The following is an 18,144-nucleotide window of genomic DNA, read 5'->3' as shown; positions in this document are numbered from 1 at the left end:
ATCAATCAGCCAATTCCAAAATTCTCGCTACAAGTTGGGAAAAACTGAGTCCGGCCTGACGCGCGGCAATTGGTACCAGACTATGACTGGTCATGCCCGGAGAGGTATTTGCCTCTAACAGATAGAAATTACCTTTGCCATCATCCATGATATCAATGCGTCCCCAGCCACTGCATCCCAGTGCCTTATATGCCCTTGATGCGATATCTATCAATTCCTGCTCTTTTTCGACACTCAATCCACTTGGACAAAAGTATTGTGTTTCGTTGGAAATATATTTCGCATCGTAGTCATAAAACACATCAGGAGCCTGAATCCGGATAGAAGGAAGAGCTTCATCACCCAAAAAACCCACGGTATATTCAGGGCCAAACAACCATTCCTCAATCAATATATTGCTGTCATATTTGAATGCCAGTTCTAATGCACCACGCAGTTCAGAATAGTCATTCACTTTGGTCATGCCCACACTGGAACCTTCCAGATTTGGTTTGACCATTAACGGTAGACCTAATTCTCGGACATAATCTTTGAGTTGAAATTCACTAATTTGTTTAAATTTTTGAAAATTAATCGCAACATAAGAAGAAATAGGCAGTTTTGCTCCCTGCCATAGCTGTTTTGTACGTAATTTGTCCATTGACAGAGCTGATGCCATCACACCACTGCCTGTGTAAGGAAGCTGTAAAAACTCTAGTAAACCTTGCAAAGTACCATCTTCACCACCACGGCCATGCAAAGCGATAAAAACTTTACTGAACCCCTCTTCTTTGAGTTTAGTCACATCAAAGTCTTTTGTATCAACTGAATAAGCATTAATGCCCGCTTTTTTCAGCCCAGCCAAAACTGACTGCCCTGATTGCAGTGAAACTTCACGTTCAGCAGACGTTCCGCCCAACAAAACTGCAACTTTATCAACCATGATGCTCTCCCTCATTAAAAGATGGCTGCATTTTTGTTTCAGCCAGATTGCGCGCTATTTTACCGATATTACCGGCACCCTGAACCAAAACTAAGTCATTGTTTTCCATAACCCGTGACAGTATGGATGAAATTTGCTCTGAATCTGACACAAAAATTGGTTCCAGTTTCCCACGGCTACGGATAGTCCGGCATAAAGAACGACTATCTGCCCCTGGGATCGGGGTTTCACCTGCGGCATATACATCCAGCATCAATAGAACATCTACCTGACTTAAAACATCAGCGAAATCATCATATAAATCACGGGTTCTCGTATAACGATGGGGCTGAAATACCATCACAATACGTTTATCCGTCCAGCCAGCCCGCGCAGCTTTGATCGTGGCATCAACTTCGGTTGGGTGATGGCCATAATCATCAACCAACATCACGCCACCTTCTTTGTTATTGATATGTTTGAGGGCAAATTCCCCCAGAAAATCAAATCGGCGTCCCGTTCCCTGAAACTCTGCCAGCGCTGTCAGAATTGCAGCATCATTAATGCCTTCTTCTGTTGCTACTGCTACCGCTGCCGTCGCATTCAATGCGTTGTGGCGTCCCGGGGCATTTAACACTACATGCAGGTCTGGCAGGTTATTCCGGCTGATAGTGAAAAATCCCTGAGCTCCTTTCTGCTCATAATGGGTAATACAGACATCTGCTTCTTCACTGAAGCCGTAAGTCGTAACATAACGCCCAATGCGGGGAATCAATTCCTTCACGACAGGATCATCAATGCACATCACTGCACGACCATAAAACGGCAAATTATGTAGAAAATTAACGAACGTCTGTTTCAGATTTTCGAAATTTCCCTGATAGGTATCCATGTGATCAGCTTCAATATTGGTGACAATCGCCATCATGGGCTGCAAATGCAGGAATGAAGCGTCGCTTTCATCTGCTTCTGCTATCAGGTAACGGCTGCTACCTAAACGTGCATGTGTACCCGCCGCTTTTACCAAACCGCCATTGACGAATGTCGGATCAAGGCCCGCCTGTGCATAGATGCCAGCAACCATTGCGGTTGTCGTGGTTTTTCCATGTGTTCCCGCGATAGCAATACCGTGGCGGTAACGCATCAGCTCTGCCAGCATTTCTGCGCGGCGGATCACCGGAATGCGGGCTTCACGAGCCGCCATAATCTCAGGGTTATCCGCAGGAATGGCAGTGGATGCAACCACAACACTGGCACCCCGTACATTTTCCGGTCGGTGATTAAAATAAATGTTTGCACCCAGTGCAATCAGCTGTTGTGTGACTGGGTTGGGTGCCAGATCAGAACCGCTTATCTGATAACCTTCATTAGCCAACACCTCGGCGATGCCACCCATGCCAGCACCACCAATGCCGACAAAGTGGATATGCCTGACTTTTCTCATCTCAGGCACTAAAGCTCTTAATTTCGCCAACTGTTGTGTATTCACGTTTTAATCTTCACTCGTTATGTTTACGTCGCCGTTCTTCTTTCTACTTACTAGAATGCTATTTAGAACCAGAACGGCCTGAATGATTTTCAGCAGCATCAATCAGCGCTGCTGCCACACGCTCAGTTGCATTGATAATGGCGACTGAGCGTGACTTTTCTGCCATCTCCAGTAATTGCGGGCGTTGCCACTGCATTAACAGTTCTGCTACGGCATCTACCGTAAATATGGGCTGCTCGAGTATCTTCGCGGCTCCCACTTTTTCCAATGGCAAAGCATTCCAATACTGCTGGCGATCTTTATGTTGAAATGGAACAAAGATCGCGGGTAAACCCGCAGCAGAAATTTCGCTGACCGTCAGTGCGCCAGAGCGACACACTACAATATCTGCCCACGCATAAGCCTGCGCCATATCATCAATAAATTCAGTTACTTTGAATTCATATGCGGCTGAATTTTCATATCTTTTCTGCGTTTCTTCCTGAGCACCTTTTCCGGCCTGATGCCATAACGTGATTTTATCCCCCAAACGAGCCGCCACATCTGGCATAGTTTGGTTTAAAATCCTCGCCCCCTGACTGCCACCCACAATCAGAATCCGCACAGGGCCTTCACGCCCACTCAAACGCTGCTCAGGTACGGGTAGAGCCAGTACATCTTCCCGTACAGGGTTACCAACAACTAATGCATTAGGAAATGCGCCCGGAAAGGCCTGTAAAACCGTTTTTGCAATTTTAGCCAACCAGCGATTGGTCAGCCCGGCAATACCATTTTGTTCATGTAATACAACCGGAATGCCACATAACCATGCAGCTATTCCACCCGGCCCAGAAACATATCCGCCCATGCCCAGTACGACATCCGGCTGATAACGTTGCATAATGGCTTTTGCCTGCCGGATTGCCTTAAAAATTCTTATAGGAGCGGCCAGCAATGCTTTGATTCCTTTGCCCCTCAATCCTGAAATTTGAATAAATTCGATATCAATACCATGTTTCGGCACTAAATCGGCTTCCATGCGATCAGAGGTTCCCAACCAGCGGATTTCCCACCCCTGCTCTTTTAAATGATGGGCAACCGCCAGTCCCGGAAACACATGACCGCCCGTACCACCTGCCATCACCATTAATCGCCGGTTTTTGCCACTCATTTAGGGCTCCTTATGAACGCCTGTGCTTTCGCCAGACGTACTTCATAATCAATTCGCAATAACAACACGATAGCCGTTGACATCACAATCAGACTCGAACCACCGTAACTCACCAGAGGCAACGTCAGACCTTTTGTTGGCAATATACCCGCCGCTGCCCCTACATTGATGAATGTCTGAAAGCTGAACCAGATACCGATTGCACAAGCCAGAAAACCAGAAAACCGTTGATCAAGCTGTAATGCCCGGTGACCAATCATCATTGCGCGGAAAGCGACGAAGAATACCATTGCCAACACTAAAACCACACCGAAATAACCTAATTCCTCAGCAATAATTGAGAAAATAAAATCAGTATGCGCTTCAGGCAGATACTCCAATTTCTGAACTGAATTTCCCAAGCCTTGCCCGAAGAAATCTCCGCGACCGAATGCCATTAATGACTGGGTTAACTGATAACCGCTACCGAACGGATCCTCCCACGGATTCAGAAAAGAGGTCACCCTGCGTATACGGTAAGGCTCAGCGATAATCAGTACGCAAACGGCAAATATTCCGCAACCAATGATGGCAAGGAATTGCCACAACTTCGCACCCGCCAGAAACAGCAATGTCAGTGTTGTGACAAACAATACAATCACGGTTCCCAAATCAGGCTGAGCCAGCAGTAAAATAGCCAATGCAATCATGACCCCCATCGGCTTGCAGAATCCCCAGAAATTGTTTCTCACTTCCTCTACTTTTCTGACCAGATAGCTGGAAAGGTAACAAAAAAGCGATAATTTTGATAATTCAGCGGGCTGAATACGCAATGGGCCCATCGCTACCCAACGTGATGCGCCATTAACTGAGCTACCGACAAAGAGCACCACAACTAACATCATGATTGTGCCGAACAACATGACATAGCTGTAACGTTGCCAGAACGCCATTGGAATGCGCAGTGTGATCAAAGACAAGAAAAAGCATAGCCCCAAGTAAATCGCATCACGTTGCGCAAAGATAAACGGATCTTTAGCAAGACGTTGACCAACAGGCATTGAGGCTGATGTCACCATGATAAAACCGAGCGCAGCCAACCCCAATATCATCCAGACCAGGGTACGATCATACATGACGATATCTGTGGTATCGGCTTCCACATTTCCCGCCAGCCAATTTTTAAATTTACCGAAACCTGGAATAGTCATCAGCCTAGCTCCTCTGCCAAACGGGCAAATTCATGGCCACGATGTTCGAACCCACTGAATTGATCAAAGCTCGCACAGGCGGGAGACAGCAGTACCATATCGCCAGCGACCAGCCTGGATGCGATTTCTCTCATTGCCTGCTCCATCGTTTCTGTCAGTGTTGCGATTTCAGGACGCAGTTGCGCCAGCTGCCTCCCATCGCGGCCGAAACAGTAAAGACGAATATTACTCGCCGATAGGTAGGGCTTAAGAGGAGCAAAATCAGCCGCTTTTCCATCTCCACCGACTAAAAGATAGAGCGTACCTTCTACTTTCAATCCACTGAGAGCGGCCTGTGTGCTACCGACATTGGTTGCCTTGGAGTCATTGACCCAGCGAACACCATTTCTCATATGGACGACCTGAAAACGGTGATCCAGCCCCGAATATGTACGCAATGCCTGAATACTGGCTTCACGAGGAATACCTACAGCATCTGCCAGTGCCAATGCCGCCAGACCGTTAGCATAGTTATGTTGCCCGGCCAATTGCATGTCGCGGGTTGCTAATACAGGACATTGATTGACCACCAATTGTTGATGTTCACTATCAAGCTGATAATCACCGCTATCCACACCAAAGCGGATATAGCCACTACTCTTGCTTTCTATCGGCCAGGTCAGTTCATCCAGCGCATTCACTACGCATACTTTTGCTTGATCATAGATACGCAGTTTTGCCGCACGGTATTGTGATAACCCTTTCGGGTAACGAACCATATGGTCTTCAGTCACATTCAGCACGGTTGCGGCTGCGGCTTTTAGGCTGTAAGTGGTTTCGAGCTGAAAACTGGAAAGCTCCAATACATACAATTGGCAAGGTTTTTTCAGTAATTCCAGTGCAGGAACCCCGATATTTCCGCCCACACCAACCTGCCATCCAGCTTCTTTTGCCATTGCACCCACTAGCACAGTCACGGTGCTTTTACCGTTTGAACCCGTTATGGCAACAATCGGGGCCGTTGCCACACGACAAAACAGCTCAATATCAACGATAATTTCAACACCAGCATCCGCCGCTGCTTGTAATTCAGGGGTTGCCAACGCAATCCCCGGGCTGATAACAATTAAATCAGCATTCATCAGCCATTGGGCATTTAAACTTCCAGTGTGACACTCAACGTCATCAGGCAGCCTATCGCTGCCCGGTGGTACTATACGGGTATCCATCACGCGCGGAATCACACCACGTGTGATGAAAAAATCAACGCAGGAAAGGCCCGTAAGGCCCAACCCGACGATAACGATTTTTTTATCCCCGTATTTAGTCATGAATAACTCAGCCATGATTAACGTACCTTCAGCGTTGCCAGACCAATCAGTACCAGCATCAAAGAAATAATCCAGAAACGCACAATAACGCGTGGTTCCGGCCAGCCTTTCAATTCATAGTGATGGTGAATAGGTGCCATGCGGAAAATCCGTTGTCCACGCAGTTTGAACGAACCCACCTGCAAAATGACAGACAGTGTTTCTACCACAAATACCCCGCCCATAATGACCAGCAGGAATTCCTGACGCAGTAAAACAGCGATAGTTCCTAATGCACCACCCAGAGCCAGTGAACCCACATCACCCATGAATACCTGTGCCGGATAGGTGTTGAACCACAAGAAGCCCAACCCGGCGCCTACAATGGCAGTACAGACAATGACCAACTCACCCGCATGATTCAGGTAAGGGATATGCAAATAGTTGGCAAAATTCACGTTGCCTGTTGCCCATGCCACTAATGCAAAACCCGCTGCGACCAATACAGTAGGCATGATAGCCAGACCATCCAGACCATCGGTCAAATTCACTGCATTACTGGTTCCCACGATCACGAAATAGGCCAACAAAATGTAAAGCAACCCGAGTTGCGGCATGACTTCTTTGAAGAACGGCACGACCAATTGCGTTGCTGGAGTACCTTTGCCAATGCTGTACATTACAAACGCCATACCCAATGCCAATATGGATTGCCAGAAATACTTCCAGCGTGCAATCAACCCCTTGGTATCTTTGCGAACAACCTTCCGATAGTCGTCCACAAACCCCACAATGCCGTAACCTATCAACACCACCAGTACGCACCAAACATATGGGTTATTCAGACGTGCCCACAACAAAATAGAAATGGTGATGGAAAACAGGATCAGCAATCCGCCCATCGTTGGCGTTCCACGCTTGCTGAAGTGGGATTCTGGGCCGTTGTCACGCACAACCTGACCTATCTGCAATTTTTGCAGATAAGAAATCAAGGTTGGCCCCATCCACAATGCGATAAACAGTGCTGTAAGCAAGCCGACGATAGCTCTGAACGACAGATAGGAAAAGACGTTAAAACCGGTATGATACTGAACCAGATACTCGGCTAGCCAAACTAACATTGGAAGTTCTCCTTCAATGTGTTCACTACCTCTTCCATTGCGGTACTGCGTGAACCTTTGATTAGTATTGAAATCATTTCATGCTGTTCCAGTAAAGAGAGCAACGTTGCAATTAATTCAGCCTTGCTTGCGAAATGCTGTCCCCGACCACTTGCGACACTAATATGGGAGCTGAGAGTACCGACGCTAAATACCTTATCGATATCTGTCGATGCCACCGCTTCTCCCACCTCACGGTGACATTCAATTGTCTGCTTCCCAAGCTCTCCCATATCGCCAACAACCATGACACGGTAACCGGGCATTTGTGATAACACATTCGCAGCGGCAATCATGGAGCCTGTATTGGCGTTATAGGTGTCGTCCAGCACCACTTTTCCCGCTGCAAGATGGATGGGGAATAAACGCCCCGAAACAGCCTTAAGCTCCGATAACCCAGCACGAATATCCTCCAGCGATGCACCAACAGAAATTGCCAGAGCACTGGCAGCCAGCGCATTGGCAATATTGTGCCTTCCCGGCAATGGCAGTATCAGGTTGATATTTCCGACCGGGGTATGGAGACAAAAATGCGTTGCCAGTGGTTGTTCCGAAATTTCTGTCGCGTAAAAATCAGCGTCAGCTGTAGGGGCAACGGAGAAACACCACACTCTCTGCTGTTTATTGATGCTGTGCTGCCAATTATCCCAATCATTACTCTCCAGATTGATTATGGCTGTCCCGCCTGGAGCAAGGTCTTTAAAAATCTCGCCTTTTGCTTTTGCAACGCCAGAAAGAGAACCGAATCCCTCAAGATGAGCAGAAAACAGATTATTGACCAACGCACTTTCAGGACGAGTCATTTCAGTGGTATAAGCAATCTCACCAATATGGTTGGCACCTAGCTCAATGACGGCAAATTGGTGGTCGTTAGTGAGTCTGAACAGCGTCAATGGCACGCCAATATCATTATTGAAGTTACCAGAGGTATAAAGCGTATTACCGCATTGACGCAAAATAGCCGCCGTCATCTCTTTCACGGATGTTTTTCCTGATGACCCAGTTAAAGCCACGACTCGTGCCTTACTTTGCTGACGAACCCAACCCGCCAGTTTTCCCATCGCCAGACGAGTGTCTTTCACCACCACCTGCGGGCAGCCAATATCAAGACGACGGCTGACTAATAAGGCTCCTGCGCCCTGCTTAACTACATTGGCCGCGAAATCATGGGCATCAAATTTTTCGCCTTTTAAGGCAATAAACAAACCACCATTTACGATTTTGCGGCTATCAGTTTCTACTGTATTAATTCGGAGAACAGCAGATTGCTGTTCAGTTACGTGGTGTAAAGCACCATTAGTTAATTGTGCCAGTTGCTGGAGTGTCAGTGGGATCATGCGATTACCCCCAGCAAACGAGATACGGTCAGGCGATCTGAGTAATCCAAACGGCGATTGCCGATCAGTTGGTAATCTTCATGGCCTTTACCTGCAACCAGAACAACATCGTCTTCGGTTGCCTGCATAATGGCACTGGTAACAGCCTCAACACGTCCATAAATCGCCATCGCCCGTCCCGGATCGATAAATCCAGCCAGAATATCCGCTACAATTGCTTGTGGTTCCTCACTGCGAGGATTGTCATCAGTGACAACCACCCGATCCGCCCCCTGTTCTGCAACCCCTCCCATCAGCGGACGCTTGCCTTTGTCACGATCACCGCCACAACCAAATACGCACCAGAGTTGCCCTTTACAGTGCAGCCGAGCCGCAGACAATGCTTTTTCCAAAGCATCCGGTGTATGGGCGTAATCGACAACAACAGTAGGGCGACCCGCAGCAGTAAAAACTTCCATGCGACCACAAACGGGTTCCAGACAAGATACGGTTGCCAGCAATTTGTCCAAGGGATATTCCAATGACAGCAAAGTAGCCAGTGCCAATAACAAATTACTGACATTGAATGCTCCCATTAAAGGACTACTCAGCGTTCCATTTCCCCAACTTGAGGTAAACGCAATGGATGCGCCTTTGTCGTGATAATTCACCTCTTCGGCTGATAACCAACGCCCAAGCCAATTTTCCGGCAAACGGTTTTCCATCGTAACAGCAACAGCCTCAGGTAAGCGAGACAACCACTTCTGCCCTACCCCATCATCAGCATTGATGATTTTCTGTTTCGCATCATGACGGCTAAACAACATCCATTTAGCATTTTCGTAATTTTCCATGTCACCATGATAATCAAGGTGATCTCGGCTTAAATTAGTGAAAATGGCAGCTTGAAATGGCAATGCGGCCACCCTTCCCTGAATCAGTCCATGTGAAGAAACTTCCATCGCGGCAAAAGTTGCGTTTTGATTAACGAGTTGCTGTAAATCAAGCTGAATATCAACAGCAGAACCGGTGGTATTTTCGCTTGGCACAACCATGCCCAGCAGGCCATTTCCCACCGTCCCCATCACAGCGCTGGTTTCTCCAAGCCCCTGGCTCCATTGCGCCAGCAATTGTGTTGTTGTCGTTTTCCCGTTGGTTCCGGTAACACCCACCAATTTTAGTTTATTACCAGGATGTTGATAAAATTCACCAGCTAATTTTGACAATTTATTATTTAAATCATTCAAATAGATAACAGGCACCCCGTGCATTTTCTGTATTGTGCCGTTATCCGTTTTTCCCTTCGCTTCTGCAATCACCGCAGCAACACCTTGAGCGATGGCTTGAGGAATATATTTTCGACCATCTGTCTGGTGCCCCTGAACGGCAATAAACAGATCTCCGGCAGCCGCCTTACGGCTGTCCAATGTCATTTCGCGCAGCGGAAGCCCCGGTGTATTAACACCCCATGGAGCCAGTAAATCGCGTAAATTACGATCTGCCACTTTTATCCTCTTTATTTATTAATCACAAATTCGTTTTTATCACCTACAGGCAATGCATCTGGTTCAACATTCATCGTACGCAGTACACCACTCATGATGGAGCCGAAAACAGGCGCTGCAACCGCGCCGCCATAATACTTACCTGCTTGTGGTTCATTAATAATCACAACCAGTGAAAACCGTGGATTACTCGCAGGTGCAACCCCCGTAGTATAAGCAATATGTTTATTATTTAGGTATTTGCCATCCGGCCCGACTTTTCTTGCTGTACCGGTTTTAATTGCAATGCGATAGCCTTTTATTGCCGCCCGTACACCACCGCCGCCTGGTAATGCGACGCTTTCCATCATGTGCACTACTGTTCGCATAATGTGCTCAGGAAATACCCGGATTCCCGGTACAGGAGGATCAACTTTGGTAATTGACAATGGACGATAAACGCCCAAGCTACCGATTGTTGCATAGACACGCGCTAACTGTAACGGAGTTACCATTAGCCCATAGCCGAAAGAAAAGGTGGCCCTATCAAGATCAGACCACCGTTGTTTATTTATTGGAAATAAGCCACTACTTTCTCCGATCAGCCCCAAATTGGTCGGCTTTCCCATTCCAAAGCGTGAATAGACATCTACCAGCTCTGAAGCGGGCATCGCTAACGCCAGTTTAGAAACACCAACGTTACTCGATTTCTGTAAAATTCCGGTGATGGTTAATTCAGGACGTGGGGCAACGTCTTTAATCTCGTGTCCTCTGGAACCATACGTTAATCGATAAGGTCTGGTATCCAACACCGTATTTTCTTTGACAATTCCACTATTCAGCGCACTCATCACCACCAGAGGTTTGATCGTGGAGCCCGGCTCAAAAGTATCGGTGATAGCGCGATTACGCATCGCATCTTTCGGTGTTCCGGCTAAATTATTCGGGTTATAAGAGGGGTTGTTTGCCATCGCCAATACTTCACCCGTATTAACATCAACCAGCACGGCCGTACCAGATTCAGCTTTGTTCAATGCAACAGCCTTAGTCAGCTCACGATAGACCAAAGTCTGAAGGCGTTCGTCAATGCTAAGCATCAGATCATGGGCCGCCCTGCTATCTGTAGATGCAATATCTTCAATCACCCGCCCTGTACGATCTTTACGAACAGTCCGGCTTCCCGGCATACCTGTCAGCCAGCTATCAAAGCTTTTCTCAATCCCCTCAATTCCCTTCCCGTCAATGTTAGTTACTCCAATAATATGCGCCGTGACCTGACCTGCCGGATAATAACGGCGAGATTCCTGACGCAAATAGATACCGGGTAATTTCAATTTCTGAATATAATCACCGATGGAGGGATTAACTTGTCGGGCAAGATAAACAAAACGCCCATTGGGATAGTCGCTGATTTTTCGGGTTAATTGTTCCAAAGGAATAGAAAGTGCATCAGCCAGTGCCTTCCAGCGGGAATCATCTGTAATTCCGCCTTTCTCAAACACCTCTTTGGGATCTGCCCAGATAGCATCAACAGGTACACTGACAGCCAGTGGACGCCCATTACGATCATTTATCATGCCCCGGGTGGTCGGAATAGATTGGACTCGTAAAGAACGCGAGTCACCTTCTTTTACCAGACGATCTGGATTGATGATCTGCAAATAAGCAACACGAATCAAAAGCCCGATTAAAGCAAACCCAATGCCCCCACACAGCAAGGCAAAACGCCAGCTTACAAAACTTGCTTTATCTTCTTGCTTTTTTGACTTTAAAGAGCGTGCAGCTTTCATCGCCTACCTTTTGGTTGTCAACTGGACTCAATGAGTTATCACAATATTTTCTTTTGCTGGATCAACGTGTTGCATCTGCAAATTTTGAGTTGCAATTCTTTCAACCCGACTGTGATCACCCAGAGCATTCTCTTCAAGGAGCAAGTTACGCCATTCAATATCCTGAGCATCAAGCTGAATTACCTGACGCTCCTTTTCCGCAGTCAATAAACGGGTTTCATGTGCGACCGTCACAACACCAATGGCTGAAACTACAACAGACACCAGTAAAACTAGTGGGAGCTTGGCATTACGAAGTAAATCTTTGCCAATAACCCCGACTAGCCCATGACGTTCACCAGCCATTATTCATCCGCCTTTTCAGCAAACCGCAAAATCGAACTTCGCGCTCTTGGATTTGCAGCCACTTCATCCTCTGAGGGCTTCATTTTGCCAATCGATTTCAAACTTCGTCCTCCCAGCGCTTTTAATTGTGCATCAGTGAGAGGCAAACCGACTGGAACCTGTGGTCCTTGACTGTTTTGCCGGATAAAACGTTTCACTATGCGATCTTCCAACGAGTGGAAACTGATGACAGATAATCGCCCCTGTGGTGTCAGAACGCGCAATGCACCATCCAATGCACGTTCAATCTCTTCCAGTTCACTGTTTATGTAAATCCTGATAGCCTGAAAGCTGCGTGTTGCCGGATGTTTATGCTTTTCCTTAACAGGGCTTGCCTGAGCGATAAGCTCTGCCAGTTCCCGTGTTCGCGTAATCGGTTGTTCCTGATTGCGTGCCACAATGGCCCTTGCGATACGCTTGGCAAAACGTTCTTCACCAAATGTTTTCAGTACCCAAGCGATGTCTTCTGCTTCCGCTTTCATCAGCCACTCTGAAGCAGACAGCCCGCGTGTAGGGTCCATCCGCATATCCAATGGCCCATCACGCATAAATGAAAAGCCGCGCTCAGGATCATCCAGTTGTGGGGAAGAAACCCCTAAATCCAACAATACTCCATTAATTTTTCCAACCAAACCTGCGTTTTCCACATAAGTTGCCAATTCAGAAAATGGCCCGTGTGTGATAGAAAAGCGTTCGTCTGTAATGGTCTTCGAAGCTTCAATGGCTTGTGGGTCACGATCAATCGCCATTAAACGCCCATTTGGTCCCAATTTAGATAAAATCAGACGAGAATGTCCCCCCCGCCCGAATGTTCCATCTATATAAATTCCATCTTCTTGAATATTCAGTCCATTGACAGCTTCATCCAGTAATACACTGGTATGCTTAAAATGACTATTTGCCATGTTTATAGTGATAAATCCTGTAGCCTTGCAGATAAAGGTTCTTGTGTGGACTGCTCAGCCGCAATATCACTTTGTATTTGCTGATACCAAACTTGCTCATCCCACAATTCAAATTTATTAAATTGCCCAACCAGCATGACTTCTTTTGTTAGCCTTGCATGCTGACGCAGTGTATTAGCTAATAAAAGACGCCCTGTATTGTCCATTTGACATTCACTGGCATGTCCCAATAATAAACGTTGAACACGACGTTCGGTTGGATTCATGCTGGATAAGCGAGATAATTTTTCTTCGATGATTTCCCATTCGGGTAATGTATAAAGCAACAGGCACGGCTGATGGAGATCAATGGTACAAACCATTTGGCCTACAGACTCCTCATTCAGCGTTTCTCTATATCGGGCAGGTACAGTGAGCCGCCCTTTACTATCGAGATTAACCAGCGTTGCTCCACGAAACATACTCAGGTTACCCCTTGATGGCCGAAATCTCCACATTATCCCACAAATCACCACAATTAAGAGTTTACGGATGGTATGAAAACCTTGTCAAGCCAGAGCCGATGCGCTTTAGCTAGATTTACAGAAAGATTCAGGAGAGAAAAAGATGGATTTTTCAATTATAACTATATTAAAAATGTATAACATCATGATAATTTTGAATAATTTAATAAGCCTGGAGAAAGCCTTCTTAGACTGTGAGCTTAGAACAAAAAATTACCACTTTAATTAATTTATGCAAGTCACATCTCATTGCTGACAATTGTTAACCGCATAAAATCTATCAATAATAAAGATATATTTAGGTAATAATAGCATTAAAAAATAATAATAATATGAAACCTATTGCGAGCATTAGGATTAAAAGCTATTAAATATCAAAAGAATAACGAGAAGCTCTAAAATAAAAAGTAAACCATATAAATAACATGGTATTTAGTGAGCAATTTTTCTATTTGTTAATTTTAATAATGTGTTATCAGTTATAGTGGTCACTATACTCTATTTAGGAAAATTTTAGTCAGAATAGTCTCAAAATTACATCAACACATGTATTTTAGTGATTTAGATAGAGCAAATAGCACCCTCATCTTTAATGAGGGTACTCAATCAGGCTTTACGGCTCAACTTACCACGACGGCATAAATGGCGGCGTATTCTGGTTATCCCGGGCGTTGGACGTTGTTTTTCATCCAAACTGGCCAATACCAATTCAAGGGCACGCTCAGCCACGTCACGATGACGCTGTGCCACAGACAAGACCGGACACTCAAGAAAATCGAGCAGCTCATGATCACCAAATGTAGCAATAACCAACTGGCTTGGTAAACGACCGCTGCGCTTGAGAATGGTATCCATGACTCCCTGAAGCAACGCAAATGAAGTAGTATACAGCGCCTGAGGAACTGGGTTGGTTTCCAGCCATGAAGCAAAAGCTTCAGCCGCCGCTTCACGCTCATAACTATTAGCATACAAATAATTTACTTCACGTGAATCGTGCTGCCATGATTCACGAAAACCCTGTTCACGCAAAAAACTGACTGATAATTCAGGCAATGCCCCCAAATAAAGTACAGATTCTGCCGGGAATTTTCGCAATTCCTGTGCCAACATTTTTGCATCTTCAAGATCATCCCCAACAACACTGATAAAATGCTCACTGTCCAATGCACGGTCAAGCGCGATGATAGGCAATGAACAGTTTGCCCAGCGCTGGTAGAAAGGATGTTCAGGAGGCAAGGCCGTGGAAACAATAATAGCATCAACCTGACGTTGCAGAAGGTGTTCAACGCAGCGCATTTCATTATCAGATTGGTCTTCAGAACATGCAATCAAGAGCTGATATCCACGCTGGCGTGCCTGACGTTCAAGATAATTGGCAATCCGAGTGTAACTCGTATTTTCCAAATCGGGTATGACTAAACCAATTGAACGGGTGCGCCCCGCCCTAAGACCAGCGGCTACAGCATTAGGATGATAATTGTGCTCTCTGACCACCACCATCACTTTTTCTACTGTTTTATCACTGACCCGATACTGCTTGGCTTTGCCATTGATGACATAACTGGCCGTAGTACGTGAAACACCTGCTAAGCGGGCGATCTCATCCAGTTTCACATTAACCCCTCAGTAAGATGATGAAAAAGCCCTACTTTACAGTAGGGCTCAGTAAATATCTGTATTTTAACCCGCAGATTACGATTTTTTATCGCATAATTTTATCTCCACGGGAGACACCAATAATACCTGAACGCACAACTTCCACAATTTCAGCCATATCCCTCACCGAATCAAGGAATGCATCCAATTTCTCACTCGTGCCAACTAATTGGACGGTATATAGCGTTGATGTGACATCAACAATCTGCCCGCGAAAAATGTCCGTACTGCGCTTAACCTCTTCCCGACCATATCCGCTGGCTTGTAGCTTCACCAGCATAATTTCACGCTCAACATGATGCCCTGCCGTTAATTCATTAACTCGCAGCACATCCACCAATTTATGCAGTTGCTTCTCAATTTGTTCCAGTACCTTGGCATCACCTTTGGTCTGGATAGTCATACGTGACAATGTTGGATCTTCAGTCGGCGCGACTGTCAGACTTTCGATGTTATAACCCCGCTGAGAAAACAAACCAATCACGCGGGATAATGCTCCCGATTCGTTTTCAAGTAATACAGACAAAATCCAGCGCATGATCAGGTCCTCTCTGTTTTGCTTAACCACATTTCATCCATCGCTCCTCCACGGATTTGCATTGGATAAACGTGCTCTGTTTCATCAACGGTCACATCCACAAAGACCAGACGCTGGTTTGCTGTGACTTCAGTCAGTGCTTCGGCCAGTCTTGTTTCTAACTCATCGTAAGTTTGGATAGAAATGCCAATATGACCGTAAGCTTCCGCCAATTTGACGAAATCCGGCAAAGATTCCATGTAAGATTGAGAATGGCGACCCGCATATATTATATCTTGCCACTGTTTTACCATTCCCAGGAAACGGTTATTCAGGTTCAGCACCAAAACAGGCAAACCATATTGCAAAGCGGTGGACAATTCCTGAATATTCATCTGGATACTGCCATCACCAGTCACGCATACCACTGTGGCATCAGGTTTTGCCAACTTCACACCGAGCGCGGCAGGCAGGCCAAATCCCATGGTTCCCAAACCACCGGAATTGATCCACTGTCTCGGCTTGTCAAATGGATAATGCAGGGCTGCAAACATTTGGTGCTGACCAACATCTGACGCGATATATGCTTTCCCGTCAGTTAAGCGGTAAAGCGTTTGAATTACAGCTTGTGGTTTGATCTTCGCAGTAGTGCGATCATAACCAAGACACTTGCGGGTACGCCACTGATCGATGGAAAGCCACCAGTCTTTCAGAGCATCCGAATCTTGGGTATCTTCTGTGGAATCCAGCAACTCCAACATTTGGCCGAGTACCTGTTTGGCATCCCCGACGATAGGGATATCCGCCCTCACCGTTTTCGAAATTGAAGTCGGGTCGATATCAATGTGTAACACAGTGGCCTCTGGGCAATACTTGTCCAGATTATTGGTTGTACGATCATCGAAACGGACTCCCACCGCAAAAATCACATCGGAATTGTGCATGGCTTTATTCGCTTCAAAAGTACCGTGCATTCCCAACATTCCCAGATTTTGCCGATGAGTTGCGGGAAATGCCCCCAATCCCATTAATGAACTAACGACGGGAATATGAAAACGCTCAGCCAGTTTCATCAATTCCGCTGAACATTCCGAATTGATGGTGCCTCCCCCCACATAAATCACGGGTTTCTTCGCATCCAACAAGGTTTTCAATACACGCTTAATCTGTCTTTTATGCCCCTGTACAGTGGGGTTGTAAGAGCGCATTTTGATTTTTTCAGGGTACACATACGGGAATTTCAATGCAGGATTGACGGTATCTTTGGGAAAATCGATAACGACAGGCCCGGGTCGGCCAGTCGCAGCCAGATAGAAAGCTTTTTTAATTGTGTCTGGGATATCTTCTGCTTTTTTCACCAGAAAACTGTGTTTTACAATCGGGCGGGAAATTCCCACCATATCACATTCCTGAAAAGCATCATTGCCTATCAGGGAACTGGCAACCTGACCAGACAGGACCACCATGGGAATTGAATCCATGTATGCCGTTGCAATTCCCGTGATGGCATTTGTTGCTCCTGGCCCGGATGTTACCAAAACAACCCCGACTTTTCCCGTAGAACGAGTATACCCATCCGCCATATGGACAGCCCCCTGTTCATGGCGAACCAGAATATGCTCGATCCCTCCAACCGTATGCAGGGCATCGTAGATATCCAAGACCGCCCCGCCCGGATAACCGAACACGTGTTCGACGCCCTGATCGATTAACGATCTGACGACCATTTCGGCTCCTGACAACATCTCCATTGAGTTTGCCTCCAGGCTCTGTTTGCAAGTTAATCGTCTGAATTTAATAAGGTTATTACTAAAATAGCCTTACTTATTCCATTTCTATTTATATGAGTTCCTAACGCTATCCTATAACGTTAAGTTAACTAACATAACGTTAGATATAAACCTTAGCAAACATGAATTCACATACTGGAAACATTTTTTTAATGGAAAGCCGATTTTTTTATCTGTCTTCAACTCCGGTACATAGACTCAATTTCGCGATGATAACGTTGTGAGATAACCTTGCGACATAATTTCAATGTCGGCGTTAACTCCCCTTTCTCCATAGAAAAAGCTTCTGGCAAAAGAATGAACCGTTTAACTTGATGGAACTTAGCGATGTTTTTCTGTTTTTCCTTCAATCATTTGTGGGGCGATATATTTACCTGTTGATGTCTTCATTACCGAGTAATGGGGCGCCAATTGAGCCTAAAAGATAAGCTTTTTCTTCCCAGCAAGACACCGTGGCGCAGGTTTCGGTCATGCAGGTAGATAAATACTGTGCCTGCGGATACGCTTTCAAATCCACAGATTCATCCATAACAATAAGATGAGTGAGTTTGGAACACAGTTCTATCAGTGTCACTGCGATATCATATTTACAGAATTTACCGAACAACTATGGATAATCA

The 18,144-nt window shown here is 46.0% G+C and carries 15 protein-coding genes and 2 pseudogenes; all 17 read right to left on the bottom strand.

Annotation, left to right across the window (positions count from 1 at the left end):
• Nucleotide 1: 1 nt before the first annotated feature.
• The gene (locus tag BM329_RS08220; RefSeq protein ID WP_092551497.1) at nt 2–922 is read right to left on the bottom strand and encodes a D-alanine--D-alanine ligase; all 921 of its coding nucleotides are present in this window, start codon (nt 920–922) and stop codon (nt 2–4) included.
• Nucleotides 915–2,390, bottom strand: coding sequence for a UDP-N-acetylmuramate--L-alanine ligase (gene murC, locus BM329_RS08215; RefSeq protein WP_092551494.1), 1,476 nt, complete (start codon nt 2,388–2,390; stop codon nt 915–917). Before murC ends, BM329_RS08220 begins: the two co-directional genes overlap by 8 nt.
• A 58-nt stretch (nt 2,391–2,448) precedes the next feature.
• On the bottom strand, nt 2,449–3,540 hold the full coding sequence (murG, locus tag BM329_RS08210) for an undecaprenyldiphospho-muramoylpentapeptide beta-N-acetylglucosaminyltransferase (RefSeq protein WP_092551491.1): 1,092 nt from the start codon (nt 3,538–3,540) through the stop codon (nt 2,449–2,451).
• The gene (gene ftsW, locus BM329_RS08205; RefSeq protein WP_092551488.1) at nt 3,537–4,730 is read right to left on the bottom strand and encodes a cell division protein FtsW; all 1,194 of its coding nucleotides are present in this window, start codon (nt 4,728–4,730) and stop codon (nt 3,537–3,539) included. Before ftsW ends, murG begins: the two co-directional genes overlap by 4 nt.
• The gene (gene murD, locus BM329_RS08200) at nt 4,730–6,040 is read right to left on the bottom strand and encodes a UDP-N-acetylmuramoyl-L-alanine--D-glutamate ligase (protein ID WP_422643808.1); all 1,311 of its coding nucleotides are present in this window, start codon (nt 6,038–6,040) and stop codon (nt 4,730–4,732) included. Before murD ends, ftsW begins: the two co-directional genes overlap by 1 nt.
• 17 nt (nt 6,041–6,057) lie before the next feature.
• A complete protein-coding gene (gene mraY / locus BM329_RS08195) occupies nt 6,058–7,140 on the bottom strand; it encodes a phospho-N-acetylmuramoyl-pentapeptide-transferase (RefSeq protein ID WP_092551482.1) in 1,083 nt (360 codons plus the stop codon).
• Nucleotides 7,134–8,516, bottom strand: a complete 1,383-nt coding sequence (gene murF / locus BM329_RS08190; RefSeq protein WP_092551479.1) for a UDP-N-acetylmuramoyl-tripeptide--D-alanyl-D-alanine ligase — start codon at nt 8,514–8,516, stop codon at nt 7,134–7,136. The genes mraY and murF overlap by 7 nt, the downstream gene beginning before the upstream one ends.
• Entirely contained in the window at nt 8,513–10,000 is a 1,488-nt protein-coding gene (murE, locus tag BM329_RS08185; RefSeq protein ID WP_092551476.1) for a UDP-N-acetylmuramoyl-L-alanyl-D-glutamate--2,6-diaminopimelate ligase, read from the bottom strand. Before murE ends, murF begins: the two co-directional genes overlap by 4 nt.
• A pseudogene (locus BM329_RS08180) lies at nt 9,987–11,769 on the bottom strand (peptidoglycan glycosyltransferase FtsI). The gene murE and the pseudogene BM329_RS08180 overlap by 14 nt, the downstream one beginning before the upstream one ends.
• Before the next feature lie 27 nt (nt 11,770–11,796).
• Nucleotides 11,797–12,117 (bottom strand): cell division protein FtsL, encoded by a 321-nt coding sequence (gene ftsL / locus BM329_RS08175; RefSeq protein WP_177216226.1) that lies wholly within the window; start codon nt 12,115–12,117, stop codon nt 11,797–11,799.
• Nucleotides 12,114–13,058 (bottom strand): 16S rRNA (cytosine(1402)-N(4))-methyltransferase RsmH, encoded by a 945-nt coding sequence (gene rsmH / locus BM329_RS08170; protein ID WP_092551467.1) that lies wholly within the window; start codon nt 13,056–13,058, stop codon nt 12,114–12,116. The genes ftsL and rsmH overlap by 4 nt, the downstream gene beginning before the upstream one ends.
• Nucleotides 13,059–13,060: 2 nt before the next feature.
• Nucleotides 13,061–13,519, bottom strand: coding sequence for a division/cell wall cluster transcriptional repressor MraZ (gene mraZ / locus BM329_RS08165; protein WP_092551464.1), 459 nt, complete (start codon nt 13,517–13,519; stop codon nt 13,061–13,063).
• A 648-nt stretch (nt 13,520–14,167) separates the two neighbouring features.
• Complete coding sequence (gene cra, locus BM329_RS08160) at nt 14,168–15,175, bottom strand: catabolite repressor/activator (protein ID WP_092551461.1); 1,008 nt, start codon at nt 15,173–15,175, stop codon at nt 14,168–14,170.
• An 88-nt stretch (nt 15,176–15,263) separates the two neighbouring features.
• On the bottom strand, nt 15,264–15,755 hold the full coding sequence (gene ilvN / locus BM329_RS08155; protein ID WP_177216224.1) for an acetolactate synthase small subunit: 492 nt from the start codon (nt 15,753–15,755) through the stop codon (nt 15,264–15,266).
• 2 nt (nt 15,756–15,757) lie between these two features.
• The gene (gene ilvI / locus BM329_RS08150) at nt 15,758–17,485 is read right to left on the bottom strand and encodes an acetolactate synthase 3 large subunit (protein WP_092551457.1); all 1,728 of its coding nucleotides are present in this window, start codon (nt 17,483–17,485) and stop codon (nt 15,758–15,760) included.
• Nucleotides 17,486–17,703: 218 nt separating this feature from the next.
• Nucleotides 17,704–17,874 (bottom strand): annotated as a pseudogene (locus BM329_RS15305) (long-chain fatty acid--CoA ligase); the annotation flags it as partial.
• A gap of 20 nt (nt 17,875–17,894) precedes the next feature.
• Nucleotides 17,895–18,098 carry a hypothetical protein gene (locus tag BM329_RS15300; protein WP_177216223.1) on the bottom strand — a complete coding sequence of 68 codons (204 nt, stop codon included), beginning with the start codon at nt 18,096–18,098 and terminating at the stop codon, nt 17,895–17,897.
• Between the last annotated feature and the right edge of the window lie 46 nt (nt 18,099–18,144).

The sequence above is a fragment of the Xenorhabdus koppenhoeferi genome, assembly GCF_900116635.1.
Lineage (GTDB): Bacteria > Pseudomonadota > Gammaproteobacteria > Enterobacterales > Enterobacteriaceae > Xenorhabdus > Xenorhabdus koppenhoeferi.
This window is presented reverse-complemented; position numbering and strand designations above follow the sequence as displayed.

Bases quoted from the DNA above. Each gene is read 5' to 3' on its own strand.
- ilvI (WP_092551457.1), bottom strand. From the start codon at position 17,485: ATGGAGATGTTGTCAGGAGCCGAAATGGTCGTCAGATCGTTAATCGAT.
- mraZ (WP_092551464.1), bottom strand. From the start codon at position 13,519: ATGTTTCGTGGAGCAACGCTGGTTAATCTCGATAGTAAAGGGCGGCTC.
- mraY (WP_092551482.1), bottom strand. From the start codon at position 7,140: ATGTTAGTTTGGCTAGCCGAGTATCTGGTTCAGTATCATACCGGTTTT.
- murG (WP_092551491.1), bottom strand. From the start codon at position 3,540: ATGAGTGGCAAAAACCGGCGATTAATGGTGATGGCAGGTGGTACGGGC.
- rsmH (WP_092551467.1), bottom strand. From the start codon at position 13,058: ATGGCAAATAGTCATTTTAAGCATACCAGTGTATTACTGGATGAAGCT.
- BM329_RS08220 (WP_092551497.1), bottom strand. From the start codon at position 922: ATGGTTGATAAAGTTGCAGTTTTGTTGGGCGGAACGTCTGCTGAACGT.
- ilvN (WP_177216224.1), bottom strand. From the start codon at position 15,755: ATGCGCTGGATTTTGTCTGTATTACTTGAAAACGAATCGGGAGCATTA.
- murD (WP_422643808.1), bottom strand. From the start codon at position 6,040: ATGACTAAATACGGGGATAAAAAAATCGTTATCGTCGGGTTGGGCCTT.
- ftsW (WP_092551488.1), bottom strand. From the start codon at position 4,730: ATGACTATTCCAGGTTTCGGTAAATTTAAAAATTGGCTGGCGGGAAAT.
- murF (WP_092551479.1), bottom strand. From the start codon at position 8,516: ATGATCCCACTGACACTCCAGCAACTGGCACAATTAACTAATGGTGCT.